Source organism: Brevibacillus porteri (assembly GCF_003013475.1).
GTDB lineage: Bacteria > Bacillota > Bacilli > Brevibacillales > Brevibacillaceae > Brevibacillus > Brevibacillus porteri.
The window spans coordinates 113,891-127,036 of sequence record NZ_PXZO01000038.1 but is presented as its reverse complement, the minus strand read 5'-3'; the positions used below and the strand labels follow the sequence as shown (position 1 = coordinate 127,036).

Below are 13,146 nucleotides of genomic sequence, written 5' to 3'. Positions count from 1 at the left end.
GTTGGTACAGCCAACCCCCGTTCGGGACTTACACCCTAGAGTTATCGCCCATGCTGGGCGCACTGAAAAAGGAAAAACCCTTATTGTAATTAAGGGTTTTTCCTTTTTCAATTGGAAACCAGGCTCGCGATTGTTGGTGTGACTCTACTCCTTCTGCTACGGTTTACTGCGGAAGGAGGTGATTACTATGACCAAGCATCTGTATTTTTACGCAAGTTTCGAAGATGCAGCGCGACTCAATCGGGAGTTGATTCAGCTGGGCTACAGGAATTACTATCTGGAGCCGCACGAACACCTAGTTGCTTTTGTTTTCGAGCCCGTTACCGAGGTGAGTCACGCCATCTTGAGACACTTGTTTGATGCAGATGATCTGTCACACTTAGAAAACTAACGCTGCAGGGCTGGTGCTCCTCAAAGGGGCATCAGTTCCTATTCCTTGGTTGCTGCTGTTTTCAGCTTTGATGGGCTGCCTAAGTACTCCTTTAAAAGGGGCGCTTTTTAGATATTATTTCCCACCTGAAAATATTGCTAATTTTTGGGCGTAAAGGTAATGTATTGTTGAATATAAATAAATTGGAGGTTATGACATTGAAAAAATTTATCCAAACCACACTTCTCGCATTTTCTGCCATGCTTGTTATTCCGACAAGCGCAATAGCTAGTAGTACCCAACCTCAGTCTACAGAGGCGATTGCTCCTGTTTCGAAAACCACAGAAGTTTTGCGTTACACTAAATTAGAGAGTAGAAGCTCACTTGACTCTAAATGGTTCGATATTCAGTCACCTGGAAAGATTACTGTTCATGTAACGCAGAAAGGCAGGCTTTCCTCCATTAAACCCAACTTGACCTATCGAATCTTGAGTGCAGATGGTTCTAGTCGTTCATTAGGTACTGGACGTTTTGAGGGTAGCGGATCCTTTACTTTTACAAGCACCAAAGAATTACCCGTAGGAAAATACTATATATTGGTATCGAACACTGGAATCGGGAGAGCAGTTGGAACCGTGTCGGTGACAATTCCTTAAATATTTGGATTATTTATGGAGGCTTTCGCATATGAAAGCCTCTTTTCTCTACGCAACGAGTTGCAAACGGATACTTACTCTAGACACGTAACGATTGTGTTCATCTCTCGTTCATATTCAACGATTACACTTACAAGCGTAGTCAAAAGAAATGAACAGGAGATGATCTTACGTGTTAGCAGCAGCGGTGATTTTTATAAATCTTGCTCTCATTGCCTATACGATTGGAGTATGGGGCGAAAAACGTTCTGGAGAGCTGCAGTCGAGACACCTTATCTTTTTTGGTTTGGGTTTAGTATTCGACACGATTGGAACAACGTTTATGAAATTGCTCGCAGACGGTTCCAGCTTGAATTTGCATGGCATTACCGGGTTGATCGCTTTGATCTTGATGTTTTTCCATACAGTGTGGGCCTGTGTCGTTCTATGGAAAAAGAAAGAACATCAAATCAAGCAATTCCATAAATTTAGCCTAATCGTATGGATTCTATGGCTTGTACCTTATTCCATTGGAGTAGCTTTAAGCTTTATGAAATAGGACTACTCTCCATTTCGCTCCGCATGCGAACAATCTACCCTTCCCTCCACCCTCTCAACTGATGAGAGGGTCATTTGCTTTTCTCTCGGCTGTTCAACATATCGTCAACTTTGCCTAGCATTCGACAATATCTCCTACAGTAATGAGAATGACAATAGTATAAAATGGAATAAATTGATATTTTTAGTAATATACAACAATCAATCACTACTCGATGAACGTTTTCTAAACAACATTCACCATTTCAGAAAGGTTGATGCTCATGTTTAAAAAAGCACTTATTATCCTGTCATTAAGTTCAGTCGTCGTAGTACCCTCTCTAGCCACACAAGTCCAAGGGGCAGCGCTCCCTACACAGGAAAAGGCAACCAACTACGCTTCCAATAAAAAAATCAGAAACGCCACGTATGGGGAAGAAATCTGGGTGTCGCTTACCTCCCCTATTCCAACCGGATGGGTTATCGTTAGAAGTTTAGGAACGCAGAACCTGATCAGGAATGTGAACGGTGCTTCTTATGGCGCGGAGGTAGAGGTGCTGCTCGCTTCGCCTATCCCAAACGGATGGGTCATGGTTCGAGCCTTTAGAGGATCGAATGTAATCAAGAATATGAACGGTGCTTCTTATGGTACGGAGATAGAGGTAATGCTCGCCTCGCCTATTCCAATCGGATGGGTCATGGTTCGAGCCTTTGGAGGATCGAATGTAATCAGAAATGTTGATAATGCTTCGTACGGCACGGAGGTGGAAGTGATGCTCGCTTCGCCTATCCCAAAAGGATGGATCATGGTTCGAACCTATGGAGGATCGAATGTGATCAGAAATGTCAATGGTGCTCCTAACGGAACACAGATTGAGGTACTGCAAGCCTCACCTGTTCCTGAAGGATGGATCATTATCAGTTCAGGTGGAAATTCGAAAGTGATCAGGAAAGTTGGCTAAAACAAAGTGCACATGACATACATCTAGTCGCGCAGGCTGACGTCGAAATGCAATCGGCATCAGCTTGCGGGCTTTTCTTTAATAAGTTTCCATCAATCGTGGAATAGATAAGGAAAGCAAATTTCCTAAGGAGGCCATTGATGAGCACGTTTTACGAGAAATATGGCGGGGAAGATACGGTCGCAAAAGTAGTGGACTACTTTTATGATTTAGTTTTAGCTGATGACACCGTGAACCACTTTTTCAAAAACACCGATATGGAAAAACAGCGTAGACACCAAACAAAGTTCATCAGCTATGCCCTCGGTGGTCCAAATCAATACACAGGACACTCCATGGCAAAGGTTCACGAAGGGATGAATCTGCAACCCATTCATTTTGATGCCATCGTTAGGCATTTGCGTGATGCCCTGACTCACTTTGGTGTCAGCGAAGAAGATATTTCCGATGCTCTGAGCAAAGTAGAGTCACTACGGGATGATATTTTGTATAAATAACCGCGTAACAAAACAGACTGACACCTCAACCCAGTGGATTACGTTCCTCTCAGTGGCCCTTCGCTTTCGATTGGCCATTTTTAGTTTGTTCATACACATTTTGTAAAACTCTTAGCAACTCTATTTTCTTCATTACGTATATGATAGGAGCAACCTTATCAACAATGGAGGCAGATTCGAAAATGGAAGATCAATATTTTGTTGGCTGGGGTACATTGGCCCTCATCAACGCTGGACTAGCTCAAGGAAAAAATCGTAGCGGTCTTAATTGGTTTTTTCTCTCTTTACTCCTCGGCCCTATTGCAACGCTAATCATTGTAGTCTGGGAAAAATTTCCCGAACAGAAAGACTTGTCACAGTGAGCATGAAGGAGGCACGCATGATGCAAATCCGAAATGTACAAGAGCAGGACTACCTTAAAGTTATTTCGGTCCTCAACGACTGGTGGGGTGGGCGACAAATGTCTGATATGTTACCCAAGCTGTTTTTTGTCCATTTCCAGTCAACGAGCTTTATTGTTGAAGAGAATGGAGAAGTCATCGCTTTCCTCATCGGCTTCTTGTCCCAGACGTTCCCTGGAGAAGCTTACATTCACTTCGTTGGGGTACATCCGGACAAACGAAAGGATGGATGGGGCCGCGAATTATATCACCATTTCTTTCAAACCATAAAACAAAAAGGATGCGATACGATTCGATGCATTACCTCTCCTGTTAATAAAGGTTCAATCTCTTTCCACACCAAGTTAGGTTTTACAGTTGAAAAAGGAGATAAAATGGTGGATGGAATCGTTGTGACTTCTAATTATGATGGAAATGGAAACGACCGGGTTTCGTTTATTAAAAAGATTTAATCTGATTGAAACGTTTTATCCTTTTAAACGTAATTACAGTTAAATTCCCCCAAAAATAGCAGGTGGTTCTCATGCTTAAGGCACTTGGTTTTGGAGCTGCTTTGCAGATCCTCTGTATGATCATAGCAATAAAGACGGGGAACATTGATCAAGCTGGCAATTATGCGGAGTACCTTGCATTCGGTCTCCTTACACTAGCTGGATTAATGGTTTATAACGCCCTTAGCGCCCCCACAGCCTATTACAAAGAACATGAAGTGCAAGATTATAAAAGCAGATGGAAATGGACTTTTTATTTCCTGCTCGCCTCTGTCCCCAGTGGCATTTTTGCTGTCATCTTTTTCAGCTTTTTTGCTTAATTCATTTTGCTTCCCAAGCTTCTCTTTTCATTTACGTAACCAAAAAGCACTACTTCACGTACTAATCAATAGCCACACCAAAGTAATCTGTCATGTGGAAGGATGCGGTCTGATTTGAAAAGCGTAAAAGATATATGGGGCTGGACCAAAACGTTGGGCATCTCCCTTTCACTCGCGATTCTGGTTAACATATTTGTTCTCCAACCTTTTAAAGTGAATGGACAATCGATGGTGCCCACTTTGCAAAACGACGAACGCATCTATGTGTCGAAATTGTCCCACACATTCTCTTATCTCCCTGAGTACAACGATATTGTCGTGATCGACAGCCGTGTAGACCGAGATCGTACGTTACAAGATGACATCCTTGAAAATCCTCTCCTCATGCTCGCCATGGGGAAAAGCGATGCCAAAACATTCTGGGTAAAACGAGTCATTGGCAAACCCGGCGATACTTTGGAGTTTAAGAACGAGAGCCTGTATCGGAATGGTCAGTCGTTAAATGAGCCGTACATAAAAGAAAAGATGGTCAACGTACCTGATGCCAAAATCGTCATACCGGAAAACCATGTGTTTGTGATGGGAGATAATCGCAACAATAGCGATGATAGTAGAGTCATTGGCGTGATTCCACTCGATCATATCATGGGGAAAAAACTGTTTTAATCAGACGAGAGCCTTTTCCACTGAGGAAGGCTCTTTTGCTTTTAGTGTTCTCATTTGCAAGTTATTGAACGCATAGACGAATGTCCGTTTCGAAACGCCTGACAAACGCATTTACTAGTGATAATTGCATGCAAAGGGGCGTTTCTTGATGAGCTCTCGGCATTCTCATTCATTACGCTTTATTCGATTTGCCGATTGGCCCGGGCATTTTCATGGGTATGACACACTGACAAGCATTTCGGGTCGTCATCGTCACCGAATACGTGGCAGAACGTCATCCCCAGAAGGAATGAGAGATCGGCATGTCCATTATTACGAAGGAACCACTACGTTTAATGATGGACATGTACATCACTACAGGGGATGGACGGGTCCGCCTATTCCGCTGCCGGACGGAAGTCATTACCACGAGTTTTCAGGGCAAACCACTTATGATGACGGGCACACCCATTACTACCGGGGTGTAACCAGCGAGGCCCTCTCTTAAACGAAAAAGGCTATCCCGCTCCGGAACAGCCTGTCTTCCTCTTCTTATATTTCCATCACAGACGCCAACGGACAGTCCAATGTATACAGGTTGCGATACCTTGGATTGTCCTGATACAACTGCTCATGTGTCCCTCGCATCGAGATGACTCCCTGCTCCATAAAAATGACCTCGTCCATTTGCTCTACACCGCTCAAGTGGTGAGTCACCCAAATTAATGTTTTCTCGTGCAAGACACGGAAAATCGTTGTCATGAGATCGCGTTCAGTCAACGGATCTAATCCCACCGTCGGCTCATCAAGGAGAACAATCGGCTTGTTTTGCAGCAAAATCCGGGCAAGGGCTATACGTTGCCTTTCTCCGCCAGAGAAGCGCAAACCGGTTTCCTGCATCCGTGTTTGATAACCGTCCGGTAGGGATTCAATCAGCTGATCCAGACCGACTTGAGCTGTCACAGCACGCACTTCTTCATCGGACGCATCGGGTCGTCCAAGCCGGATGTTATTGGCTACGGTTGTGTCAAACAAATACGGCTGCTGATTCAACACGGAAAACAAACAAGCAGAATCCTCTTCTGATTGGACAGGCTGCCCATTTACTGTCACCTGACCTGCTTCCGGCTGTATGGCACCTCGAATCAAGTTCAGTATCGTCGATTTACCAGCTCCGCTGCGACCGAGCAACGCGATTTTCCCTCCTTGAGCCACCTCAAAAGACACGTCCTGCACACTCCAACCGCTGGCTTGTGGGTAGCGAAAATGAACATGATCGAGCTTCAAACTGCCCCCTGCTTGATCAGCCACCTTTTCCTTCTGCGCCTCCACACTGGCTGGACGACCGCCCTCGATCTCCCGAAGCCGCCCCAGAGACTCCTTGTATTCTGGCATTCGCACAACAGCGTCAGAAATACGGGCAAACGCATCCATCAACGGAAATGCGACCAGCCCTATCGCAGCAATCAACGTAGCAGGTATCTGATTCGCAGCGGCAAGTCCGCCCGCCCAGATGACCAGTAAGACAATGGCTCCACCGATTGCACACTGCGACATCCACTGGACTCGCCATTCTCCGCGTCGAATGGAGTTTTCGATCTGGGCAGCTGACTTTTGCCGTCTTGTAAACAACTGGAGAAACTGCTGTGTACGACCACTGAGAATCCAGTCACTCATGCCAAAAACAGCATCAGTCAGCTCCCGATATGCTGCCTGTCTCTCCTGCTTGAACCGACGACTCTTGGCAATGGATGACCACAAGACTACTGCGGGTGCAACAAACAGCAGAAACCCACAGTACAACGCCATCAGCAGCGCGAACATCCCGTCCATTCTTCCCAGTGCCACAATACCTGCCCCGTAGAGGAGAACCGCCGATACAGCAGGCAGCACAAAGCGCAGATAGACATTTTGTAGTTGCTCGATGTCATCCGCAAGTACACCAAGCAGATCTCCCGTACGAAAACGAGTGCGGAGGAGCTGTGCTTGCGGCTCGATGGCCTGGTACAAACGCACACGCATACGCGATAACACACGCAAAGCTGCATCGTGTCCAACCAAACGCTCCAGGTATTGAATGACTGCTTTGCTAAAGCCAAAAGCCCGGACAAGTACAATGGGAACATAGACCATTAAGACGTTTTCAGGCTTGAGTGCGGAGCGAGAGATCAGATACCCGGACGTATAAAGCAAAGCGCCCGCACATGCCACTGCCAAGGTTCCCAGCAAAGCCGCTACGGCAAACTGCCAGAAAAATTGGCGAAAGTATGGAAGAAACCACCCCTGATTGCCTTCTCGCGCTTCCTTCATCCTTTCTCCCCCTTGGCACCAGCTGTCAACAACCGATAAAATACGCTTTTTTGTGCAACGAGCTGTTCATAGGTACCCGCTTCCACCAGTCGTCCCTGGTCGATTACCCAAATCCAATCCATGTCTCGCATCCAATGCAAACGATGTGTGGCCAAAAATACACGCCTGTCCCCCAACACCGACAACATGGTCTGTTTTAGCTCCCATTCCGTTTCAATATCTAAGTGAGCGGTCGGCTCGTCGAGCAAAATCACTGGTCGGTTGCCAAGCAGCGCACGTCCCAATGCAACCCGCTGTGCCTGACCGCCGCTTAACGTGCGGCCCCCTTCGCCAATGATTTCTTCACAGCCATTTGGCAAGCTGTCCACCAGCTCTGCAAGACCGACATCACGAATCACCTGCTCCACCTGTTCCTGCGTCGCTTCCGGCTCATAGAAGCGAATGTTATCCGCCAACGATTGATTGAATAAATACGGATGCTGTGGGATGTAAGCGATTTGCCGTTGCCACTCCTGCTTCGCATCCCCCGTAATGGGTTGCCCATCTACTTGTATCACACCAGCTTCGGGATCAGAAAATCCGCCTAGCACTCCGAGAAGGGTTGATTTTCCAGCCCCGCTCGCTCCAACAATGCCCACTCTTCTCATGTTGCTGCCCAATTCCTCAGATATCTCACCCAGTAGCTGTCTGCCATCCTCACCGACGACACGAATATGGGACAAAGTAATCGTTCCATCCCATCCGCCTGTCAAAGACGTCTGACTATTCGTTGCTTGTGTTTCCTCCTTATGTTCATCTGTAGCGGCACTATCTATGATGGTACGAATAGTCCCCAAAGCTTCCTTGCCATCCAATGAGGCGTGGTAGTCCGATCCCAGCATCCTTACTGGCAAAAAGTATTCCGGTGCAAGAATCAGGATAACCAATGCCGTTTCAAACCCAAAGTTTCCTTCAATCAGCCGCAACCCAAGACCGACTGCCACAAACGCAACCGACAGCATGCTGAAGAAGTCGAGTGCCAATGATGACAAGAAGGCGACGCGCAACGTACGCATCGTAGCGGATCGATATTGATCACTCACTCTACCGACGGTCTCCCCATGGTCTTTGCTGCGTCCCAAAAACCGGAGCGTCGCAAGCCCGCGAAGCGAATCGGTGAAGTGATGGGATAGCATTCGATATGAGCGCCATTGTTTGTCTGCTTGTTTACGCGCCGCCAGACCGAGTACGATAAAAAAGCCGATGAGAACAGGCATCGTTACCGTCAGGATCAATCCAGAAATCACATCTTGCATGTAGACAAATGCCAGAAGCGGTAACGTAACAAAAACCATATCTAGCGTACGTGGAACAGACAACTCCAGGTAAGTACGTACACGATCTACACCTTCCAGGACAAGCGTAACAAGCTTTCCGCTTCCTTCACTGGCGGCAAAACGTGGACCACGCTCGAACAATCGGGATAGAACTCGCCCTTGCAAAGACTCACTAGATGCTTCAGCAAAACGACCAGCGACTTTCTTTTGCAGCCAAACGATGGTATGACGAGCAGCTATCGTGACCAAAAACAGTGCAAGCGGCTGATACGCCATCTGAACCGCTTGACCTTCAAACAAGATTGCGATCGACTTCGCCAAAAGCAGTGCCTGACCGATAATCGCCGCACTTTGTAGGAGGGAAAGACCGGCTAGCAGCAGCATAACCGGTCGGATTCCTTGTAATCGGAACAATTCCTTGTCCATTAGTACTCCAAATGATCCTTTTCAGTGACTCGTTTGTGGAAAACGAAGTAGCTCCAAGCCTGATAGGCTAGCACAAACGGTAAAAGCACTGCTGCAACAATGGTCATTGCTTTTAACGTGTATGGACTCGAAGCTGCATTATAGAGGGTCAAATCAAACGCGCTATCAATCGTGCTGACCATCACCCGTGGGAACAAACCGATAAACATCGAGACGAACGTCAACAGGATCATCGTACCTGTCATCCCGAAAGCCCATCCTTCCCTGCCTTGTCTCAAGTAGTGACGAGCCAGTACAAACGCGACAATACCCAAGAGTACAGCTGCGGTCAACAAAACACCCTGACGCTCAAACAGATCGGTTACCATGAATGTCCACCCTACAAGCACCGCCATGAGAACCGCTTGCATTGGCAACAGCTTTGCCGCCAGTACACGTGATTTTTCACGCAACTCGCCTACCGTGCGCAGCGAGATGAAGTTCAGGCCGTGCAGCAAGCATAGTCCTGTAACTGTCACTCCTGCCCACAACGAGTAACCATTCACAATGTCAGAGAAGCCCGCAGTCATTTCCATATTCTGATCAATCGGCACACCTTTCACCATGCTGGCAAAGATCATACCGAACAACATCGGCGGTACAAAGCTTCCAATCAGAATCGCTGCGTCCCACGTCTTTTTCCAAGCCTCACCTTTCCCTTTGCCTCTAAATTCAAATGCTACCCCGCGTCCAATCAACGCAAGCAGAATCAGCGTAAGCACGAGATAATACCCGCTAAACATCGTGGAATACCACTCCGGAAACGCTGCGAACATCGCACCAGCGGCTGTAATCAGCCAAACTTCATTGGCATCCCAGAACGGGCCAATCGTATTGATCAAAACCCGGGTTTGCAAATCATTTCGTGATAGCAGGCGCGTCGCCATGCCTACACCAAAGTCGAAGCCTTCGAGAAAGAAAAATCCGGTAAACAGAACGGCAATGAGCAGGAACCACAGTTCATTAAGCTCCATAACGTTCACTCCTTACACGATCAAATGGATCCTTAAGCTGTAAATCCTCTACTTCCTCATGACTATCCATATCCGGTCCTTTTTTCGCCACACGAGCAAACAGATAAGCCAAGAGGCAAAGCAGGATTAGATAAATCGTCGTGAAGGCGATAAGAGAGAACCATACCGCTCCTGTACTAATGCTTGGCGAAACCGAATCTTCAACACGCAGTAGCCCGAATACCGTCCACGGCTGACGACCTACCTCCGTCATGATCCACCCAGCTGAGTTTGCGATGAACGGTAGTGAGATACCCGCAACCATCAACTGCATGAACCGCTTGTTTGGCTGTTCCAGCTTTTTGCGGAAGGTCAGGTATGCCCCGTACAAAGCCAGCAAAATCATTGCACTACCGCCTGCTACCATGATGCGGAAGCTCCAGAAAGTCGTCCGAACTGGTGGAATGTAGTTTCCTGGACCGTAGGTTTTCTCATACTCTGCCTGCAATTCCAACATGCCCGGTACAGAACCTGAAAGTGAGTTGTACGTCAGGACGCTAAGCAAGTAAGGAATTTTTATTTCAAAACCGTTTTCTTGTTTTTCTGGATCAATCGTTGCAAAAACCGTCCAAGGAGCTGGGTCTGAGCTTGTTTCCCACAGCCCTTCACTCGCTGCCATTTTCATCGGTTGGGTAGCAACCAAATACTGTGCCTGACCATGACCGAATTGAGCAATAGCAAGTGAGGAGATCAATGCTACCACGATCGAAATTTTGAAAGATTGCACAAAGAATGTAACGTCTTGTTTTTTCAACAGCTTCCAAGCACTGATACCTGCTACCAAGAAGGCACCTGTCGCAAATGCCGCAAAAATGGTATGCGGAAATTCATATAGTAATTGTCCATTGGTAAGGAGCGCGAAGAAATCGACCATCTCTGCACGTCCGTTATTGATAGCGAAGCCGACTGGCTGCTGCATGAACGAGTTGGCTGCCAGAATCCAAAGAGCCGAAAGAATCGTTCCGATGGATACGAGCCAAATACATGCGAGATGCACACCTTTGGACAAACGATCCCAACCAAACACCCATAGTCCAATAAAAGTCGATTCGAGGAAGAATGCTAAGAGGGCCTCAATCGCTAGCGGTGTTCCAAATACGTCGCCGACGAATCGTGAGAAATCAGACCAGTTCATCCCAAATTGGAACTCCTGCATAATCCCTGTCACGATCCCGACAGCAAAATTTATGAGTAAAAATGTTCCCCAAAACTTGGCCATTTTTTTATACAAGTCATTCTTTTTTACCACATACATCGTTTCCATAATGGCTACTAATAATGACAGCCCGATGGAAATCGGCACAAAAACAAAATGAAAGATAGTTGTTATCGCAAATTGAAGTCGTCCCAAATCCACTATATCCATGTACAAGATCCCTTTCTCTTCGCGTTTTGGCCTTTATGTACCGGAATTATACCAGTGGGGAAACCCGCATTTATTACGACTTTGTGAAAAATATCACAAATATATGTGAAAAAATTCACAAATGATTCTCTCTCTTGTAACCCCCTTTGCGCATTCATCTTCGTGAGAGAGTTTTTTGTTTGTTTTACCCTGTATGTTTCCGGTCATGTATAATTGTAGCAGGACTTTTGACCCTAGAGGGTGTCCGATTCGTTACATGATTTTTAACAGTCTGTGACTGTTTAGGATTTTCCCTTGATTTTAGCTAGACTTATGCGCCTCTACTTATTTTGATAAATGTGTAATTTATTCACTTTCTTTTAAAATATATCGAAAGTTATCGTATGTAGAAAAGATGGACCCTTCTACGGGTCCATCTTTCCCCTATTCAGTTAACAAAGCCCCAAGAGAACATGCGCTAACAACCGCTTATTTTTTGGCGGATTTCGTTGACAAGGATTCGATGATGTTGCCGATGGTCGCAGCATCAAAGCTCTTCTCTGACATCTGGTACAGCTCGTACGTGAATCCTTCATGCTCCCAAATCACGATCCCGTTGGCGAAATAAACCTTTTTCCCGCCGATGGTTTCGATCTTGACACCCTCTGTCGTGCTGATGCCGTTTTCGCCACTGTTCGAAATCAACAAGGAAAGAAACTCTTCCTCTTTTTTATACTGAATTTCTACCATACCCTCGCCATGAACAACCGTGTTTACATAGGAATAATGCTCTGACAGCCATGTCGGTGCTGGAAAATCCATTTTGCTAGCTGCACGTGCTTCTTCCAATGTTAGCTGTGGGGGGGCTTTGCGTTCTGCACGTGTCTCGTTTCCTTCGGTATTGGACTGTGTAGCAGGCAGCTCTTTATCATATTGGGTAATTTCCATGTTTCCCACCTGAAAGCGTGCCAGAATCGTCTGGAGCATTCCTTGGGCAAATGATGTAGTCGAGAATGCACCTAAAAGGCAAACAACAGCAACAGCACTAACTGTGGCAGCTTTCCATTTATTCGTTTTCATATAGATCCCGTCCTTTTTGCTATCATTTGGTTGTATGTTTCCTGATTCCAATTTGAATTTCAGCCGATTGTATATGTTGGCTTTTGGAGTGGTGTCATCCAGCTCCAGATCAGTAAGCAAGTCGGTGAGTTCACGAAAATCGTCTAGATCATGCTTACTCTTCATAGTGGAAGCCCCCTCTTTGCAATTCTTTTTGTAGCTTTTTTAGACATCTGTAGAGCACGACGCCGATATTTGAACCGCTGACACCAAGCAGGTCTGCGATTTCCGCGTTTTTTAGTCCAGCCGCATATTTCATGGCGATGATATTGCGTTCTTTGTCACTCAGCTTCGCCAGTGCTTGAAATAACGCTTGATGATTGTCGCCCTTGATCACAATTTCTTCCGGAGATGACTTCGGCAGGACCATATCCAGAATAGAATCCAGTGAAAAACTCATTCTTTTTTTCTGTGAGCGGAAGTAATCTGTCACTGCGTTTCTGGCGATTGCAAACAACCAGACTTCAAAGTTTGATTTAGCAGGTGAATAACTGCTGTATTTAGAAATAACAACTTCAAACACATGGCTACATATTTCTTCTGCTGCATAGTGATTGTTGATCCGATAGCAAATATATTTGTAGACGCGCTTGTAATACGCACCGTAAATTTGGGCAAACGTTTCGGTCGACATGCTTTCTGTTTGCCTATCGTTTTCTTCGTTTTGACAGATGCCTCTGTTCACTTGGGCGATCTCCAACTACTTCCCCTCCCTTCTAA

Annotated in this window: 16 protein-coding genes; 10 read left to right on the top strand and 6 right to left on the bottom strand. The window is 46.2% G+C overall.

Going from position 1 to position 13,146, the window contains the following annotated elements:
* Nucleotides 1-187: 187 nt before the first annotated feature.
* From C7R92_RS19485 to C7R92_RS19440, 10 genes are all read left to right on the top strand, one after another.
* On the top strand, nt 188-391 hold the full coding sequence (locus C7R92_RS19485) for a hypothetical protein (protein WP_017251155.1): 204 nt from the start codon (nt 188-190) through the stop codon (nt 389-391).
* 197 nt (nt 392-588) lie between these two features.
* Nucleotides 589-1,026, top strand: a complete 438-nt coding sequence (locus C7R92_RS19480) for a hypothetical protein (RefSeq protein WP_106835366.1) — start codon at nt 589-591, stop codon at nt 1,024-1,026.
* Between the two features lie 172 nt (nt 1,027-1,198).
* A complete protein-coding gene (locus C7R92_RS19475) occupies nt 1,199-1,564 on the top strand; it encodes an HsmA family protein (protein WP_106835365.1) in 366 nt (121 codons plus the stop codon).
* A 262-nt stretch (nt 1,565-1,826) separates the two neighbouring features.
* Complete coding sequence (locus C7R92_RS19470) at nt 1,827-2,504, top strand: hypothetical protein (protein WP_106835364.1); 678 nt, start codon at nt 1,827-1,829, stop codon at nt 2,502-2,504.
* A gap of 140 nt (nt 2,505-2,644) precedes the next feature.
* The gene (locus tag C7R92_RS19465; protein WP_069848334.1) at nt 2,645-3,001 is read left to right on the top strand and encodes a group I truncated hemoglobin; all 357 of its coding nucleotides are present in this window, start codon (nt 2,645-2,647) and stop codon (nt 2,999-3,001) included.
* 182 nt (nt 3,002-3,183) lie between these two features.
* Nucleotides 3,184-3,363 (top strand): hypothetical protein, encoded by a 180-nt coding sequence (locus C7R92_RS19460; RefSeq protein WP_106835369.1) that lies wholly within the window; start codon nt 3,184-3,186, stop codon nt 3,361-3,363.
* Nucleotides 3,364-3,383: 20 nt separating this feature from the next.
* The gene (locus C7R92_RS19455) at nt 3,384-3,854 is read left to right on the top strand and encodes a GNAT family N-acetyltransferase (protein ID WP_106835363.1); all 471 of its coding nucleotides are present in this window, start codon (nt 3,384-3,386) and stop codon (nt 3,852-3,854) included.
* A gap of 71 nt (nt 3,855-3,925) precedes the next feature.
* Complete coding sequence (locus C7R92_RS19450) at nt 3,926-4,213, top strand: hypothetical protein (protein ID WP_106835362.1); 288 nt, start codon at nt 3,926-3,928, stop codon at nt 4,211-4,213.
* A gap of 102 nt (nt 4,214-4,315) precedes the next feature.
* A complete protein-coding gene (gene lepB, locus C7R92_RS19445) occupies nt 4,316-4,879 on the top strand; it encodes a signal peptidase I (RefSeq protein WP_106835361.1) in 564 nt (187 codons plus the stop codon).
* A 148-nt stretch (nt 4,880-5,027) separates the two neighbouring features.
* Nucleotides 5,028-5,366: a YmaF family protein gene (locus C7R92_RS19440; RefSeq protein ID WP_106835360.1), complete on the top strand. Its 339-nt coding sequence runs from the start codon at nt 5,028-5,030 to the stop codon at nt 5,364-5,366.
* A gap of 44 nt (nt 5,367-5,410) precedes the next feature.
* On the opposite strand, the gene cydC is transcribed toward C7R92_RS19440, so the two are convergent.
* From cydC to C7R92_RS19410, 6 genes are all read right to left on the bottom strand, one after another.
* Nucleotides 5,411-7,168 (bottom strand): thiol reductant ABC exporter subunit CydC, encoded by a 1,758-nt coding sequence (gene cydC, locus C7R92_RS19435; protein WP_069848343.1) that lies wholly within the window; start codon nt 7,166-7,168, stop codon nt 5,411-5,413.
* Nucleotides 7,165-8,910, bottom strand: a complete 1,746-nt coding sequence (cydD, locus tag C7R92_RS19430; protein ID WP_106835359.1) for a thiol reductant ABC exporter subunit CydD — start codon at nt 8,908-8,910, stop codon at nt 7,165-7,167. Before cydD ends, cydC begins: the two co-directional genes overlap by 4 nt.
* Nucleotides 8,910-9,923 carry a cytochrome d ubiquinol oxidase subunit II gene (gene cydB / locus C7R92_RS19425; protein WP_106835358.1) on the bottom strand — a complete coding sequence of 338 codons (1,014 nt, stop codon included), beginning with the start codon at nt 9,921-9,923 and terminating at the stop codon, nt 8,910-8,912. The genes cydD and cydB overlap by 1 nt, the downstream gene beginning before the upstream one ends.
* On the bottom strand, nt 9,913-11,328 hold the full coding sequence (locus tag C7R92_RS19420; protein ID WP_106835357.1) for a cytochrome ubiquinol oxidase subunit I: 1,416 nt from the start codon (nt 11,326-11,328) through the stop codon (nt 9,913-9,915). The genes cydB and C7R92_RS19420 overlap by 11 nt, the downstream gene beginning before the upstream one ends.
* Nucleotides 11,329-11,796: 468 nt before the next feature.
* Entirely contained in the window at nt 11,797-12,552 is a 756-nt protein-coding gene (locus C7R92_RS19415; protein ID WP_106835356.1) for a hypothetical protein, read from the bottom strand.
* Nucleotides 12,542-13,126, bottom strand: coding sequence for a sigma-70 family RNA polymerase sigma factor (locus tag C7R92_RS19410; protein ID WP_106835355.1), 585 nt, complete (start codon nt 13,124-13,126; stop codon nt 12,542-12,544). The genes C7R92_RS19415 and C7R92_RS19410 overlap by 11 nt, the downstream gene beginning before the upstream one ends.
* Nucleotides 13,127-13,146 lie beyond the last annotated feature (20 nt).

Bases quoted from the DNA above. Each gene is read 5' to 3' on its own strand.
- C7R92_RS19485 (WP_017251155.1), top strand. From the start codon at position 188: ATGACCAAGCATCTGTATTTTTACGCAAGTTTCGAAGATGCAGCGCGA.
- C7R92_RS19470 (WP_106835364.1), top strand. From the start codon at position 1,827: ATGTTTAAAAAAGCACTTATTATCCTGTCATTAAGTTCAGTCGTCGTA.
- C7R92_RS19465 (WP_069848334.1), top strand. From the start codon at position 2,645: ATGAGCACGTTTTACGAGAAATATGGCGGGGAAGATACGGTCGCAAAA.
- C7R92_RS19460 (WP_106835369.1), top strand. From the start codon at position 3,184: ATGGAAGATCAATATTTTGTTGGCTGGGGTACATTGGCCCTCATCAAC.
- C7R92_RS19455 (WP_106835363.1), top strand. From the start codon at position 3,384: ATGCAAATCCGAAATGTACAAGAGCAGGACTACCTTAAAGTTATTTCG.
- C7R92_RS19450 (WP_106835362.1), top strand. From the start codon at position 3,926: ATGCTTAAGGCACTTGGTTTTGGAGCTGCTTTGCAGATCCTCTGTATG.
- lepB (WP_106835361.1), top strand. From the start codon at position 4,316: ATGCGGTCTGATTTGAAAAGCGTAAAAGATATATGGGGCTGGACCAAA.
- C7R92_RS19440 (WP_106835360.1), top strand. From the start codon at position 5,028: ATGAGCTCTCGGCATTCTCATTCATTACGCTTTATTCGATTTGCCGAT.
- cydC (WP_069848343.1), bottom strand. From the start codon at position 7,168: ATGAAGGAAGCGCGAGAAGGCAATCAGGGGTGGTTTCTTCCATACTTT.
- cydD (WP_106835359.1), bottom strand. From the start codon at position 8,910: ATGGACAAGGAATTGTTCCGATTACAAGGAATCCGACCGGTTATGCTG.
- cydB (WP_106835358.1), bottom strand. From the start codon at position 9,923: ATGGAGCTTAATGAACTGTGGTTCCTGCTCATTGCCGTTCTGTTTACC.
- C7R92_RS19420 (WP_106835357.1), bottom strand. From the start codon at position 11,328: ATGGATATAGTGGATTTGGGACGACTTCAATTTGCGATAACAACTATC.
- C7R92_RS19415 (WP_106835356.1), bottom strand. From the start codon at position 12,552: ATGAAGAGTAAGCATGATCTAGACGATTTTCGTGAACTCACCGACTTG.